General features: G+C 71.5%; 12 protein-coding genes and 1 pseudogene. 4 read left to right on the forward strand and 9 right to left on the reverse strand.

The features are described 5' to 3' along the window. Nucleotides 1–2 precede the first annotated feature (2 nt). Nucleotides 3–1,220 carry a tetratricopeptide repeat protein gene (locus tag WMF46_RS23015; protein ID WP_437987560.1) on the forward strand — a complete coding sequence of 406 codons (1,218 nt, stop codon included), beginning with the start codon at nucleotides 3–5 and terminating at the stop codon, nucleotides 1,218–1,220. A 75-nt stretch (nucleotides 1,221–1,295) separates the two neighbouring features. Here the strand turns inward: WMF46_RS23015 and WMF46_RS23020 are convergent, their stop codons facing one another. The 8 genes from WMF46_RS23020 to nuoE all read right to left on the reverse strand — a co-directional run bounded on the left by WMF46_RS23020 (nucleotide 1,296) and on the right by nuoE (nucleotide 11,439). After that, entirely contained in the window at nucleotides 1,296–2,255 is a 960-nt protein-coding gene (locus WMF46_RS23020) for a hypothetical protein (RefSeq protein WP_437987561.1), read from the reverse strand. Nucleotides 2,256–2,564: 309 nt separating this feature from the next. After that, entirely contained in the window at nucleotides 2,565–4,091 is a 1,527-nt protein-coding gene (locus WMF46_RS23025) for an NADH-quinone oxidoreductase subunit N (RefSeq protein ID WP_437747644.1), read from the reverse strand. Then, entirely contained in the window at nucleotides 4,088–6,091 is a 2,004-nt protein-coding gene (locus WMF46_RS23030) for a complex I subunit 4 family protein (RefSeq protein WP_437987562.1), read from the reverse strand. Before WMF46_RS23030 ends, WMF46_RS23025 begins: the two co-directional genes overlap by 4 nt. After that, nucleotides 6,088–8,652: an NADH-quinone oxidoreductase subunit L gene (nuoL, locus tag WMF46_RS23035; RefSeq protein ID WP_437987563.1), complete on the reverse strand. Its 2,565-nt coding sequence runs from the start codon at nucleotides 8,650–8,652 to the stop codon at nucleotides 6,088–6,090. Before nuoL ends, WMF46_RS23030 begins: the two co-directional genes overlap by 4 nt. A gap of 1 nt (nucleotide 8,653) precedes the next feature. Beyond that, nucleotides 8,654–8,965 carry an NADH-quinone oxidoreductase subunit NuoK gene (gene nuoK / locus WMF46_RS23040; RefSeq protein ID WP_437873556.1) on the reverse strand — a complete coding sequence of 104 codons (312 nt, stop codon included), beginning with the start codon at nucleotides 8,963–8,965 and terminating at the stop codon, nucleotides 8,654–8,656. Beyond that, nucleotides 8,965–9,603, reverse strand: a complete 639-nt coding sequence (locus WMF46_RS23045; RefSeq protein WP_437987564.1) for an NADH-quinone oxidoreductase subunit J family protein — start codon at nucleotides 9,601–9,603, stop codon at nucleotides 8,965–8,967. Before WMF46_RS23045 ends, nuoK begins: the two co-directional genes overlap by 1 nt. Then, a complete protein-coding gene (gene nuoF, locus WMF46_RS23050) occupies nucleotides 9,600–10,952 on the reverse strand; it encodes an NADH-quinone oxidoreductase subunit NuoF (protein ID WP_437554936.1) in 1,353 nt (450 codons plus the stop codon). The genes WMF46_RS23045 and nuoF overlap by 4 nt, the downstream gene beginning before the upstream one ends. Before the next feature lie 4 nt (nucleotides 10,953–10,956). Further along, nucleotides 10,957–11,439 (reverse strand): NADH-quinone oxidoreductase subunit NuoE, encoded by a 483-nt coding sequence (gene nuoE / locus WMF46_RS23055; protein WP_044965469.1) that lies wholly within the window; start codon nucleotides 11,437–11,439, stop codon nucleotides 10,957–10,959. Between the two features lie 632 nt (nucleotides 11,440–12,071). On the opposite strand from nuoE, the pseudogene WMF46_RS23060 reads away from it, so the two are divergent. The 3 genes and pseudogenes from WMF46_RS23060 to WMF46_RS23070 all read left to right on the forward strand — a co-directional run. Beyond that, a pseudogene (locus WMF46_RS23060) lies at nucleotides 12,072–12,137 on the forward strand (zinc-ribbon domain-containing protein); the annotation flags it as partial. A gap of 39 nt (nucleotides 12,138–12,176) precedes the next feature. Beyond that, nucleotides 12,177–13,520, forward strand: a complete 1,344-nt coding sequence (locus tag WMF46_RS23065; protein ID WP_437988050.1) for a hypothetical protein — start codon at nucleotides 12,177–12,179, stop codon at nucleotides 13,518–13,520. A 93-nt stretch (nucleotides 13,521–13,613) separates the two neighbouring features. Continuing rightward, nucleotides 13,614–13,997: a DUF2752 domain-containing protein gene (locus tag WMF46_RS23070; protein ID WP_437554938.1), complete on the forward strand. Its 384-nt coding sequence runs from the start codon at nucleotides 13,614–13,616 to the stop codon at nucleotides 13,995–13,997. 152 nt (nucleotides 13,998–14,149) lie between these two features. Here the strand turns inward: WMF46_RS23070 and WMF46_RS23075 are convergent, their stop codons facing one another. Continuing rightward, nucleotides 14,150–14,716, reverse strand: a complete 567-nt coding sequence (locus WMF46_RS23075) for a hemerythrin domain-containing protein (RefSeq protein WP_012236860.1) — start codon at nucleotides 14,714–14,716, stop codon at nucleotides 14,150–14,152. Nucleotides 14,717–14,773: the final 57 nt, after the last annotated feature.

Consider the following 14,773-nt stretch of genomic DNA (forward strand, 5'->3'; position numbering starts at 1 on the left):
CCGTGCCGCTTTCCGCCGCGCGGCGCGCGCCGCGCGTGTTCTTCGCGACGTTCGCGGAGATCGCGGCGCACGCGGCGCTGACGGCGCTGACGGCGCTGGCGCCATTGACGGCGTTGACGGCGTTGACGGCCATTGCCGGCTGCGCCGCGCCCCGGGTCGCGCGCTCGATCGACGGCCAGATCATCGAGGGTCGTTACATCGCGGCGCACGCCTATGCGCTGTATGCGATCGGCGCCGAGGCCGAGGCGCGCGGCGATCTCGCGACGGCGCTGGAGGCGTACGAGCAGGCGGAGGACGGAGACCCCGACAGCGCGGACATCTGGACGCGTATCGGGTCGGTGCGCTGCCGGCTCGGGCGCGGGGAGGCCGCGGGCGCCGCCTTCGAGCGCGCCCGCGCGATCGAGCCCGACTACGAGCCGGCCTACCGCGAGCAGGCGCGCTGCGATCTCTCGGCGGGGCGGCTCGAGGCGGCGCTCGGGCGGATCGATCGGGCGATCGTGCTCGATCCGGATCGTGACGACGGCGCCCTGCTCCGGGCCGAGATCCTGCGGCGGCTGGGCCGCACGGACGACGCGCGCCTCGCCTTGCGGGCGCTCGTGGTGCGGCGCCCCGGGTCGACGGAGGCGTGGCGCGCGCTGCACGCGGCGGCCGTCGAGGCGGGCGATCGCGCGGTGGCCGAGCAGGCTGCGCGGCGCCTGCGGGAGCTGGCTGCGCCGGGGGCAGCCGTCCTGGGGCGGCGGACGCCGTCAGGGGGGCAGCTGGCCGAGGTCGACGAGGCGCTCGTCCTGGGCGAGCTCCGCCGCGCCCGCCGCCTGGCGCGCGACGCGGATCTGACGCCCGCCGAGGTCGCGGTGCGCGCGGCCGCGCTGGGCCGCCTCGGCGAGGCCCGCGAGCAGGCCGAGCTCGTCTCGGCGGCCGATCCGGCGAGCGCCGAGGCGCTCGTGGCGCTCGCGGTGGCGGCCGATCTGAGCGGTGATCTCGACGCGCTGACGCGGGCCTGCGACGCCCTCGACCTGTCCGCGGCGGCGGGCGGCCCCACGGTGGCCCCCTCGCGGCTCGCCCGGCTCCTCTTTGCCGAGCTGCTCTTCCGTCGCGTCGGCCGCGACGCCGCGCTCATCTGGCTCGGCCCGCCGCTACCGCCCGCGCTCGGCGCCCCGGATGCGCTGTCCCAGGAGGTCGAGCGGCGCGTCCGCCGGCAGCTCGCGGAAGGCGCGCATTGATCGCCGCTGGGCGTACGGCAGAAATGATCGAGTCGATCGCGGGGCAGCGGGGGCGCGCGCCCCCGCCGTCATGACTCAAGGCACGCGCTTGGTGTGCGGCTTCTCGTTGTACTTCTTGAGGTCGAAGTTGAGCTCGAAATCGAGCGTGTTCTCGCCCTCCTTGATCTCGATCTCCCTCTTCACGTCCTGATCGATGGCCGGCAGCAGGGCGGCCGTGAGCACCTTGCCCACGGGGATGCCCTTGATCTCGTACTTGCCGTCGAGCCCGGTCACGTCGTGGGTCGCGAACTTGAGCACGAAGACCTCGGCCTTGAGGAACGGCTTCGGCAGCTTGTCCACGAGGTGGTAGTAGCCTGGCTGCGGCGGGTAGAACTTCACCGGATCGCCCTGGGGCACGGCGACGAGGACTGCCAGGAAGGGGGCGCCCTCGAGGTTCGGCATGTACGGCTCCAGGGGATCGAGGTTCGCGACCTCGAGCCGCTGGCCATAGGACATGACCACGGTCCGCTTCGAGAACGCGCACCCGTGGATGGTCACCTTCTCCGCCTCTTCGCGCTCCGGCACGTAGCCGCTGTAGTTGACGACGGTGACGAGCGCGTCGGCGACCCCGTTCTGCTGTCCCACGCGGAACAGCCGCCCGTAGGTCGCGGCGGCCTCGCCGCACTTGCCGATCGGGAAGCTGAGCCCTGTATCGGGCGGCGGGTCGCCCTTGATGATGACGCGTCCTCGCAGCGTCCCTGTGGGCCCGCTGTACGGCGCCCGTCGCTTCGGGTTCATCACCTTCACGACGTCCTCGGAGGTCAGCGAGATCGCGTCCGCCTCACCCGCCCCGGCCTGCGCGCTCGCCGCCGCGCCGGCGCTCGCGCTCCCCGCGGCCGCCGGCGCCGCGCTCCCCGCGGCCACAGGCGCCGCGCTCCCTGCGGCCACAGGCGCCGCGCTCCCCGCCGGTGTCGCGCTCCCCGCGGTCGCGCCGCCGCTCGCGTTCCCTCCCTGACACCCGAGGGCCCCGAGCAGCGCGACGCACGCCGCTCGCATCCTTCCATCCCCCGCTCTTCTCTGCAGCTTCTCGCCGGTTCGCATCGGCGCCGACTTTAGCAACTCGCGCGCCCCGCGCAGCATCGCGGTTTCACGGCCGGACGAAGCGCGAGCGCCTCGATCGCCAGCGCTCCGTTGCCATACGAGTTGGCAGCGCTCTTCCAGGCCCGCACCCGCGTTGCCGAGCGGGGGTTCACCCGCACAAGAGACGGGCCCAGATCGGCGTTTTCGGCGCGCAGGCGCACTCCGGTGCGCTGAGCACCGAAAACGTCGAGGTGGGCCCGTATCCGAAGCGGGTGGGCCCCCGCTCTAGCGAGACGCCAGGACCGCGCGGACGGCGATCCCGAGCGAGGTCGTCGGCCAGATGCCGAGGACCATCACGAGCACCGCGGACACCACAAGGGCCGCGTTGACGTAGCCCGAGCGCATCGGCCGCGCGATCGGAGCGCCGGGGGCCGGCTCGCGCATGTACATGTAAACGAGCACCCGCAGGTAGTAGTAGGCCGACAGCACGCTGTTGAGGAGCAGCGCCACGGACAGCGTGTACAGCTCCGCGCCCATCGCCGCCTTGACGATGTAGAGCTTGCCGAAGAAGCCCGCGGTCGGCGGCACCCCGGCCAGCGACAGCAGGAAGAGCGAGAACGCGAGCGCCGCCACCGGGTGCCGCTTGCCGATGCCGGAGAGGTCCTCGTAGCTCACCGCCTCGGCCCCACGGCTGCCGCAGAGGATGAGCGTCCCGAAGGCGCCGACCGTCGAGACCGTGTAGGCGAGCAGGTAGAACATCACGCTCGCCTGCGCGTCCTCGCTCGCCCGCACCGTCGCCGCCACGCCCACGAGCAGGTACCCGGCGTGCGCGATGCTCGAGTACGCGAGCATCCGCTTCACCGACTCCTGCCGGCCCGCGATGAGGTTCGCGACCGTCATCGTGAGCAGCGCCATCACCGCCACGGCCGGCGGCCAGCCCGCGGCCCACGACGAGAGCGCCGGGCTGCCGAACGCCCCGAGCAGCACCCGCAGGAGCGTCGCGAACGCCGCGCCCTTCACCGCCACCGCCATGAACGTCGTGGCCGGCGTCGGGGCGCCCTCGTACGCGTCCGGCGTCCACATGTGGAACGGCACCGCGCTCACCTTGAACGCGAGCCCGACGAGCACCAGCGTCGCCCCGATGAGCAGCAGCGCCGGGTTCGGAGCCGCCGCCCCCTTCGCGCCCGCGATGACCTCGCCGATCCCCGCGAGGTCGGTGTGCCCCGTCGCCCCGTAGATCAGCGCGCCGCCGTACAGCAGCAGCGCCGCCGCGAACGAGCCGAGCAGGAAGTACTTGATCGCCGCCTCGGTGCTCCGCGGCGACGTCCGGCGGAAGCCGGTCAGCGCGTACGCCCCGAGCGACATCGTCTCCAGGCCGAGGAAGAGCGTCAGCAGATCCCCCGCGCCGGCGAGGATGATCGCCCCGACCGTCGAGAAGGTCAGCAGCGGGTAGAACTCCCCGCGGTCGAGCCGGTGCTCCGGGAGGTACCCCCCGGCGAGCAGCGCCGCCAGCGCGCCGCCCAGGCAGAGCACGAACGAGAAGAACAGCGTGAACCGGTCCATGACCAGGTACGGGGCGAGCGAGTCGAACCCCTCCAGCGTCTCGGGGCCGACGAACCCGACCGCGCCCGAGAACACCGCCCCGGCGAGGAGCGTGATCGCGGTCCCGAGCGCCATGTCGGACGAGGGGCCGGAGCGGCGATCGTGCGACTCCTCGCGGCGGTGCGAGAACGCCTCCGCGAGCATCAGCAGCGCGCCGCCGAGCGAGACGACGATGAGCGGCGATACCGCGATGTACGGTCCGAGGATCATCGCGCCGCCTCCCCCGCGCGCGCCGCGAGCGCGCCGTCTGCTCCGCGCGCGCCCCGATCGCGCCGAGCCTGCTCGTCTTCACCCGCCCCCGCCGCGCCCTCACCGGAGCCCAGCGAGGGCGCCCCCTTCAGGAAGGCGGGGGAGAACGTGTCCTCGGGCAGGAGCTTCGCGTTCCGTTCGTCCGCGAAGAGGATCGCCTGCCCGGAGACGACCTTGAACTGGTTGTAAGTAGACAGGACCGACTCCTTCATCCGATCGAGGAAGATCGCAGGGAACAGGCCGATCACGAAGATCATGAGGATCAGGGGCGCGAGCGCGAGGCCCTCGCGGGGCGTCACGTCGGGCAGGTGCTTGTTCTTCGGGTTCGTGAGCGGCCCGAAGAACATCTTCTGCACCACGCTCAGCATGTAGACGGCGGCGAGGATGACGCCCGCCGCGGCGCCGATCGTGTGGATCCCGCTGAACGTCCCGAGGCGCTCGGAGGCGTAGGTCCCCATGATGATCATGAACTCGCCGATGAACCCGTTCGTGCCGGGCACGCCGACGGAGGCGAACGTCACGATCAGGAAGAGCGTCGCGTAGACCGGCATCACCTTGGCCAGGCCGCCGAACTCCGAGACCTCACGGGTGTGCCGGCGGTCGTAGATCACGCCGACGAGGAGGAAGAGCGCGCCGGTGGAGACGCCGTGGTTCACCATCTGGATCACCGCGCCCTGGATCCCGCTCGGCGTGACGCCGAAGAGCCCGAGCATCACGTAGCCGAGGTGGGCGACCGACGAGTACGCCACGAGGCGCTTCACGTCGGACTGCTTCCAGGCGACGAGCGCGCCGTAGATCACCCCGCCGAGGATCGCGATGCCGGCCAGGTTGGCCGCGAGGCTGGAGGCCGGGCCGGGGAAGAGGCCCATCGAGAAGCGCAGGTACGCGTACGTCCCGATCTTCAGCATCACCGCGGCCAGGATCACCGAGCCGCCGGTCGGCGCCTGCACGTGGGCGTCCGGCAGCCACGTGTGCACCGGCCACATCGGCACCTTGATGAAGAACGCGATCGAGAACGCCCAGAAGCAGAGCATCTGCGCGCTCCGGGGCAGCACCACGCGCGACAGCGCGAGGTAGTCGAACGTGTAGGCGCCCGTGAGCTTCTGGTTCGCCCACACGAGGTACACGATGCCCGCGAGCATCAGCATCGAGCCCGCCATCGTGTAGACGAAGAGCTTGATCGCCGCCTTGATCTTCTCGACGCCGCCCCAGATGCCGATCATCACGAACATCGGCACCAGCATCAGCTCCCAGAAGACGAAGAACAGGAACAGGTCGAGCGCGACGAACGCGCCGAGCATCGCCCCCTGCAGGAACAGGAGGCAGAAGCAGAGCTCCTTGATCCGGCTCTTGATCGAGCCGAACGACGCGTACGCCGCGATCGGCGCGATGAACGTCGTCAGCAGGACGAGCCAGAGGCTGATGCCGTCGATGGCGACGTGCCACCGGATGCCCAGCGTCGGGATCCACTCCTTGATCGACTGGAAGTGCCAGCCCACGGTCATCGGCACGGTGAGCAGCCACAGCGAGGCGAGGAAGCCCGCGCCGAGCACGGCCAGCGTGAAGCCCCGGAGCAGCGAGAGCAGCTGCCGCGGCACGAACAGCACCGCGGCGGCGCCCACGAAGGGCAGCCCGATGAGCACGTTGAGCAGCGACGGCCACTCGTCTGTCGCTCCCGCCGCCTCCGCCGCGGCGCCGGACGGCCAGAGCCACTGCACGAAGAGCACCGTGAGCGCCGCGATGAGCCCGAGGGCGGCGCGCTGCCACGGGGTGTACCCCGCGGCAGCGTGGGCCTCGCCGTGGTGGTCGTCGCCATGGTGGTCGTCACCGTGGCCGTCGTGATGATCGTCGCCGGCGTGGGCGCCGTCGGCGCCCTGCACGTCGCCCGGCGGGAGGATCGCTCCCACGACACCGGCAGCGAGCGCCGGCCAGTACTGCGTTACGAGGTCGAGCGCGCTCATTGCAGGCCTCTCGGCTGGATCAGGTCATGGATCTGCTCCGCCGGGGTCGCCCCCGGGGGCAGCGCGGGCACGTCCGAGCCCAGCATGGTGGTCGGGCCCGCGGGGGTCTTGCGGCTCGCCGGCCTGGAGAACGAGAAGGTCTCGGTCGCCTCGCGGTCGAACGCGTTGCGCACGCGGAGGACGACGTCCTTGGTCTCGCCGGGCTCGAGCTTCACCGTGACGTCGGCCGCCTCGGAGAAGTCGCGCGCCGGCAGGCCGGGCGCCTCCCAGCGGTACCGGTAGCCGAGCCCCGGCGCCGCCGAGAGCCTCACCTCGCCGGACCGGCGCAGCTCCGCGTCGTCGACGTTCGCGTCCGCGTGCGGCTTGACGAGGAACCAGCCGACGCCGGCGAGGCCGACGACCATCGACGCGGCGTAGACCTGCACGCGGCCCGTCTGGAGCGCGCGCAGCACCGTGCCGAAGAACCCGACAAGCGCGGCCGAGAGCTTCGCGATGATGCCGTCGATGATCCACTTGTCGGCCATCGTGAAGATGTCGGCGATCGCGTCGACCATGCCCACCACCGTGGCGTTGTAGAGCTCGTCGATCCGCCACTTGTCGTAGATGAGCCGGTAGAGCCCCGGGACGCTCTCGGCGAAGCGCCGCTCGGGCTCGCCGCGCTTGTTCCAGTACACGAGCATCGCGAGGCCGATGCCGGTGAAGCAGGCCGCGACGCCGGGCAGCATCATCGGGAAGAGCAGCCCCTCCACCCCCTCGCGCACCTTCACCGCCCGCTCCGTCAGGGAGAAGACCGGCTCGAGCAGGTGCGCGAGCGGCGCGAACGCGTGGTTGTGGGTGAGGTGCACGAGCGGCTCCGCCATGAGGAAGCCGGCGAAGACCGACAGCGCCCCGAGCACGATCAGCGGGATCGTCATCGGCAGCGGCGACTCGTGCGGCTCCGGGCCCTCGAGCTTCTCGCCGTGCGCGTGCCCGTGGTGATCGTCGTGGTGGCCGTGCGGGTGCGGGTCCTTCCAGCCGCGCACGATCGTCCAGCCGCGGAACTCGCCGTGGAACGTCTGGAAGTACGCGCGGAACATGTAGAACGCGGTCATCGTCGCGGCCAGGATGCCGACCCAGTAGATCGCCGGGCCGAGCCACTCGGGCCACTGCCACACCGGCTGCCCGCGCGTCGAGACGGACTCGATCCGGCCGGAGAAGGCGCGCCACAGGATCTCGTCCTTCGACCAGAACCCGGCGAACCCGGGGAAGCCCGCGATCGAGAGGCACGCGAGGAGGAAGGTCCAGCGCGTCAGCGGCATGTGGTTCTTGAGGCCGCCCATGTTGCGCATGTCCTGGGACTGGTCGGTGTCGTGGATGCGGGCGTGCATCGCGTGGATCACCGAGCCGGCGCCGAGGAAGAGGCAGGCCTTGAAGAAGGCGTGCGTGAGGACGTGGAAGAAGCCGGCGGCGAACGCGCCGACGCCCACGCCGATGAACATGAACCCGAGCTGGCTCACCGTGGAGTAGGCGAGCACCTTCTTCAGGTCGTTCTGGAAGAGCCCGATCGAGGCCGCGAACAGCGCCGTGGCCACGCCGGTCACCGCGACGACCGCCATCGCGAACGGCGACAGCACGAACACCGCCGAGAGCCGGGCCACGAGGTAGACGCCCGCGGTCACCATCGTCGCGGCGTGGATCAGGGCGGAGACCGGCGTCGGGCCGGCCATCGCGTCGGGCAGCCACACGTAGAGCGGGATCTGCGCGCTCTTGCCGGCGCAGCCGAGGAACAGCGCGAGCGCGGCCAGCGTCCCCGCGTAGACGAGCACCGGCTGCGACGGGACGAGGAAGCTCAGGAAGCCCGGCACGGTGTCGACCGACATGTTGCCGATCGGCCAGATCTTCACCGCGGAGAGCAGGTTGCCCGCGTTCGCCGCGATGCCGTCGAAGTTCAGCGTGCCCGTGTAGTAGGCGAGCATCGCCATCGCCACGAGGAGGCCGAAGTCGCCGATGCGGTTCACGACGAACGCCTTCTTGCCCGCGCTCGCGTTCTTGTCGTCCTTGAACCAGAACCCGATCAGCAGGTAGCTGCACATGCCGACGCCCTCCCATCCCACGAAGAGGACGGCGAGGTTGTCGCCCATGATCAGGACGAGCATCGAGAAGATGAACAGGTTCAGGTACGCGAAGAACCGGTAGTACCCCGGGTCCTCGCGCATGTACGCGGACGAGTAGAGGTGGATGAGGAAGCCGACGCCGGTGACGACGAGGAGCATCGTCCCGCTCAGGCCGTCGACGCTGAAGGCGACGTCGATCGGGATCGACTGGCCCATCCGGCCGGTGATCGAGAACCAGCGCCAGGCCGTCCAGGTGAGCTTGCCGCCCTCGTGCGGCAGCATCAGGAACGTCGTGACGGCCGCCAGGAAGGCGCCGCCGAGCGCGGCGAGCGCCATCAGCCGGACCGCGTCCTTGCCGAGGCGCTTGCCGAAGAGGCCGTTCACGAACGCGCCGAGCGCCGGCAGGCCGAGAATGACCGCGAGCAGCGCGAACTCGGACGCGGGGAATAAGACTCTCAGGGCTTCCACGCTAACTCCTCAGGAGATCGGCGTCGTCCGAGCGCATCGTCTTCCGGATGCGGTAGAACGCGAGCACGATCGCGAGACCGACTGCGGCTTCCGCCGCCGCGATGGCGATGACGAAGAAGGTGAAGATCTGCCCGGCGTGATCGTGCGGGTGCACCCGGTTGTACGCGACGAGCGTGAGGTTCACGGCGTTGAGCATCAGCTCGATGCTCATCAGGAGGACGATGAGGTTCCTGCGCAGCAGGAAGCCGATCGACCCGATCACGAACAGCACCGCCGCGACGACGAGGTAGTACTCGATGGGGACGGAGATCATCAGTGCGGCTCCTTCGCCGACAGGGTGGCGTGTCCCGCGAGGGCGCCCGGCTGCGCGGCCCCCTGATCGCCCGGCTCCGGCGACGCGGTGTCCGGGCCTTCGCCGGCGGGCAGCAGCGTCGGGTCGACCTGCTTGCCGCGGGCGACGGCGACGGCGCCGATCACGGCGACGAGGAGCAGCGCGCCCGAGAGCTCGAACGGCACGATCCCCTTCGTGAAGAGCTCGTGCCCGAGCGCCTCGATGGTCCCGAGCGACTCGGGGGCGGCCGGGACGGCCAAGACCCCGGGCTTCGACGCGCTCGCGACCAGGGCGAGCGCGCCGATGCTGCTCGCCCCGAGGACGCCGGCGCCCACGTAGCGCGGCACCGCGGTGCGGGCGTCGCGCGGCGACGTCGCCGACGGGCCGAGGAGCATGATCACGAAGAGGAAGAGGATGACGACCGCGCCCGCGTACACGAGGATCTGGATCGCGGCGAGGAACTCCGCCGAGAGCATCAGGTAGAGCCCCGCGATGCCGACGATCGACGTGAGCAGGCCCATCGCGCCGCGGATCGGGTTCCTGGCCGCGACCGTGGCCAGGCCGCCGAGCAGGACGAGCAGCGACGCCAGCCCGAAGAAGGCGAACTCGAAGATTTTCACGGCGTGAGCACCCCTGTCGACGAGCGGCCCTTGGTCTGGATGTACGCCTCGAACTCCTTGCGGAACTTCCGGAGGAAGCCGAGCGCGGGCATCGCCGTGCCCTCGCCGAAGGCGCAGATGGTGTTGCCCATGATGTTGTCGGCGATCTCGTGCAGCCGATCGAGCTCCTCGATCGTCCCCTCGCCGTGCACGATGCGATCGAGGATCCGGTGGATCCAGGCGCTGCCCTCGCGGCACGGCGTGCACTGGCCGCACGACTCGTGGCGGTAGAAGCGCATCAGGTTGTGCATCGCGAGGACGGGGCACGCCTTGTCGCTGAGCACGATGGCGCAGCAGGTCCCGAGCATCGTCCCGAGCGCGCGGAACGTGTCCACGCCGAGCGGCACGTCGAGCACGCTCTGGCCGTGCCACGGGTGGAGCGGCGACTTGTCGCTCGGCGCGTTGACGACCTCGTCGGCGCGCAGGATCGGGCACGACGAGCCGCCCGGGATGACCGCGAGGAGCTTGCCGTGCTTCACGCCGCCGCCGTACTCGTAGATGAGGTCGCGGAGCGTGACCCCGACGGCCGCCTCGAAGATCCCGGGGTTGTTCACGTGGCCGCTCACGCCGAAGAGCCGGCAGCCGCCGTCCTTCAGGTGGTGCAGCGAGGAGAGCTTCGAGAAGTTCTCCCCCCCGAGCTCGAGCGCCGTGGGAACGGCCGCGATCGTCTCCAGGTTGTTCACGGTCGTCGGCATCCCGAACGCGCCGAACTGGGCGGGGAACGGCGGCTTGAGCCGCGGCTCGCCGCGCTTGCCCTCGAGCGAGTTGAGGAGCGACGTCTCCTCGCCGCAGATGTACGCGCCGGCGCCGGTGTGGACGTAGACCTCGACGGGGTAGTCGATCCCGAACGGGCGCTTGCCGAGGTAGCCCTTCGCGCGCGCCTCCTCGATCGCCCCCCAGAGCCGCGCCTTCGAGAGGTGCAGCTCGTCGCGCACGTAGATGTACGCGGCGTGGGCGCCGATCCCGAAGCACCCGATGATGCACCCCTCGACGACGGCGTGAGGGTTCTTCTCCATCAGGGTGCGGTCCTTGAAGGTGCCGGGCTCGCCCTCGTCCGCGTTGATGACGAGGTAGTGCGGCCGCTCGGGCTTCGGGGGCCACGGCATGAAGCTCCACTTCACGCCCATCGCGAAGCCGGCGCCGCCGCGGCCGCGGATGTTCGCCGCCTTCATCTCCTCGACGAGCGCCTCGCGCGTCATCCCGAGGGCGCGCTTCGCCTGCTGGTAGCCGCCGCCCTTCTCGTAGACGGCGAGCTTGTGGCCGTCGGGCGTGTCGTAGTTCTTGGTCAGATAGCGCGTCAGCCGGAGCATCTCGTCACCTCGTCAACCGATCGAGGATCGCGTCCACCTTCTCGAGCGTGAGGCCCTCGTGGTAGTCGCGATCGACCTGCATCATCGGGGCGGTGCCGCACGAGGCGAGGCACTCTGCGGTGCGCAGGGTGATCTTCCCGTCCTTCGTGGTCTCGCCGGCGTGGATCCCGAGCCGCTTCTCGCAGTGGTGGAGCACCTGATCCGCGCCGTTGAGCGCGCAGCTCAGCGTGCGGCAGACCCAGACCTGGTGCTTGCCGACGGGCTCCTTGTTGAAGAGCGTGTAGAAGGTCGCGACCCCCTGGACGTGCGCCGCCGAGAGGCCGAGCTGCTCGGCGACCCAGCGGAGCACCCGCTCGGAGACCCACCCCTCCTGTTCCTGGCAGAGGTGGAGCACGGGGATGCACGCGGCCTGGCGGTTCGGGTAGCGCGCGAGGATCTTCTCGAACTCGGTTCGCCGCTCGGCGGTCAGAGCAAATTGTTCGGTCATGTCGGCTGTTGGCACGGTCCGCTGGCTCCCTGGGCGCGCCGCGCTCGCGGCGTGCCCGCTTCCACATGCAGTCGGGACCCCGCAACGCGGGCCCCTTTCAGCGAGGGTCCGCCCGGCAGACCGGGCGCACCCTCGTGCGCCTCCGATCTGGAGGCGCCTGCCGGAGGCGGACAGCCCCGCGCACCGGCGGCCGGGCATTCGGTTGTCCGTCGTACGGAGCCGTCCCGAGGCGCGGGCACGCTAGTGAGCGACGGTGGTCACTGTCAAGGCGCGCCGGGGGGGAAACATAAAGCGGACCACACAAAGCCTGCCGCTGCCCAGAAACCGGACGTCTCCCCCCCGAGGTGCCCGTGCCCTAGATCGTTCTCCTAGTCGTGGTCGTGGTCGTGGTCGTGGTCGTAAACGCGGGCCCCCCGCCTGGACCCCCCCCGTCCCCGCCCCTCGCCTGGATCACGTGGCCACGCGGTACTCCCTGGGTTTTCTGACGAAGACCGCGTAGCCTGCCGAGAAGTCCGCAGCGTTCTTCGTCTTTCACTTGAGAACCGGAACGCGCTTCAACTACCCTCGGCGCCCATTACGACGCGCAGGGGCGCGGACATCCGTAACAGCGAATCCCCCGCCGGAGGTGGTGCGTGTTCTGTCCGAATTGTGGGACGCAAAACTCGGAAACGGCGTCCACGTGCACGAAGTGCGGCTACAACCTGAAGAGCGCAGCCGCGCCGAAGTTCAAGGGCACCATGCTGATGAGTCAGCCGTCCTCCGGGGCGGGCGCGGCGGGTCCGCGCGCGCCGGGGGCGCCTCCGCCTCCGGCGCCTCCTGCCGGAGCGCCGCCGGGCATGGCCGCGATCCCGAGCCCGCCGCAGGGCCTCGCCGGCACGGTGGTCGGCGTCCCGCCGGCGGGGCTCGGCGCTTCGGCGGGGCCTCCCCCTGCCCCGCCTCCTCCCGGGATGGGCTACGGCTCGCCGTCCCCCGGCGGACAGCAGCCGTCTGGCCCGGCCTTCGGCGGCGCGGCCGCGAGCCCGTCGGGCGGCTATGCGCCGTTCGGCCAGCAGCCCCAGGGCGTGAACCCGCTCGGCGGCACCATGGCGATCGACCAGCTGCCCGGGTACGGCGCCCCGGGCCAGCCGCCCGGCGGCATGGGCGGGGCCGCGGGCGCGCCGCCCGGCGCGTTTCCTCCGCCCGGCGGCTACGGCCAGCCCCCTCAGGGCGGCTACGGCCAGCCCCCGCAGGGCGGCCCGGGTGGGAATCCGTTCGGACCGCCCCCGGGCCAGGACCCGATGGGCGGCCTCGGCGGCGCGCCTCCCGGCTACGGGCAGCCGCCCGGTTACGGGCAGCCGCCTGGTTACGGGCAGCCTCCCGGCTACGGGCAGCCGCCCGGCGGCGCGCCTCCCGGCTACGGGCAGCCGCCCGGCGGCGCGCCTCCCGGCTACGGGCAGCCTCCGCAGCACGGCGCCAGCGGGTACGGGCCGCCTCCGGGCCAGGACCCGATGGGCGGCGGCGGCTACGGCAGCCCCCCGGGCGGCAGCTACGGCGGCCCTCCGGGCGGCGGCTATGGCGGGTCGCCGGCTGGCGGCTATGGCAACCCCCCGGGTGGCGGCTACGGCGGATCGCCCGGCGGCAGCTACGGCAGCCCTCCGGGCGTGAGCGATCCCGGCTACGGCGGGTCGCCCGGCGGCGCTCAGATGTCGGCGCCCGGCCAGTTCGGCCAGGCGGCCAGCAACCTGGGCGTGTACGGCGGCGGCGGCTCGATGGCCCCGGGCGCGAAGGGTGAGATCCGCAATCCGGTCACGGTGTGCGTGATCGGGATGGTCTGCTTCCTCTACGCCCTCTGGCAGATGTGGGCGATGCTGAACGAGCTCCAGCAGGCGACGAAGGACCCCGAGTTCAAGCCCTGGTACCTCTTCATCCCGTTCCTCAACTACTACTTCCTCTGGGTGAAGGTGCCGGAGCAGGTGACCCGGGCCAAGCAGATGGCCGGCTCGCGCAACCAGCAGGCCGAGGGCATCGTGCTCTACGTCTTCCTCCCGCTCTACGCCCTCGCGAAGGACCTCAACGAGGTCTGGGACCCGAACGCCGCCTGACCCGCGCCGCGGTCCTCCGCCGTGTCGCCGTCCAGCTCGACCGAAGCCCGTTCGCCCGCTCCGTCGGCCCTGTCCCGATGGAGCGCGGCGCACGTGCGCGGCCGCGCTGCGCGCCTGGGCACGGTGGCGGCGGTGCTCGGGCTCCTCGTCGCGTGCGGCGCCCCGCTCTGCCCGTTCGCGATCGTCACCCGCCACCCCTGCCCCGGCTGCGGGCTCACGCGCGCGACGCTCGCCCTCGCGCAGGGCCACCTGGCCGACGCGCTGCGGCTCCACCCTCTCTCCCCGGTCATGGCGCCGCTCGTGATCGCCGCGCTCGCGTACAACGCGGCGATCTACGTGAAGGACGGCCGCATCGCGGCCGCCGAAGGGATGAAGGGCGCGTGGATCACGCGGCTCGGCATCGCGCTGGCGGTCCTGATGCTCGCCGTCTGGATCGCGCGCTTCCTCGGCGCGTTCGGCGGCCCCGTCCCCGTCTAGAGCGTCGCCCCGCCCCCCGCAGCACAGAGCGACGGTCACCCGCACAGGAGACGGGCCCAGATCGGCGTTTTCGGCGCGGAAGCGCACTCCGGTGCGCTGAGCACCGAAAACGTCGAGATGGGCCCGTATCCGAAGCGGGTGACCGTCGCTCTCTAGCAGCCGCGGACGCGGAGGGCTTCGCCCCGGCGCCGTGAGACGGGGCGCAGGGCGCGCACGGCGTGGGCGCCGCGCCGGGGCCAGCCGCGCTGCGAGCGCGCGAGCGGGGCGCCCGCGGGCACGCCGACGCGCAGCAGCACCTCGTAAGCGCGCTCCAGATCGCTGCCGATCACGTCGAGCTGCTCGTCCGTCAGGCCCCGCTTCGCCTTGGGGAACAGGATGTCCTCCTCCTCGTCGGCGTGGTGGGCGAAAATGTCCCGCAGGAGCCGGAGGCGCGCCTCGAAGCGCACATCGGTCACGCGCGTGCGCAGCAGGTTGTCCGCCGCGAAGCGCGCGAGGCCGTGCTTCTCGTACGCGTCGTGGAGCGGCTTCCTGTCTCCGGCCATCCGCTCGGCACACACCGGATAGAGGTACGTCTCCTCGATGCGTACGTGCGCGTCGATCATCCGGGAGAGCTGCGCGACCATCGCCGTCCGGAGGCCCGGGCTGGGCTCGGCGGCGATGCGCGCCATCAGGGCGCTGACTTCGAGATGCTGCTGCTCCAAGAGATCGAGTGCGTCCATGGGGTTCCCCTCGCGTGAAGCTCACCGCCCCGCGCCGCCGCGCTTGAGCAGCGCGTG

This window comes from Sorangium sp. So ce117 (genome assembly GCF_051524395.1).
GTDB classification, from domain to species: domain Bacteria; phylum Myxococcota_A; class Polyangia; order Polyangiales; family Polyangiaceae; genus Sorangium; species Sorangium cellulosum_B.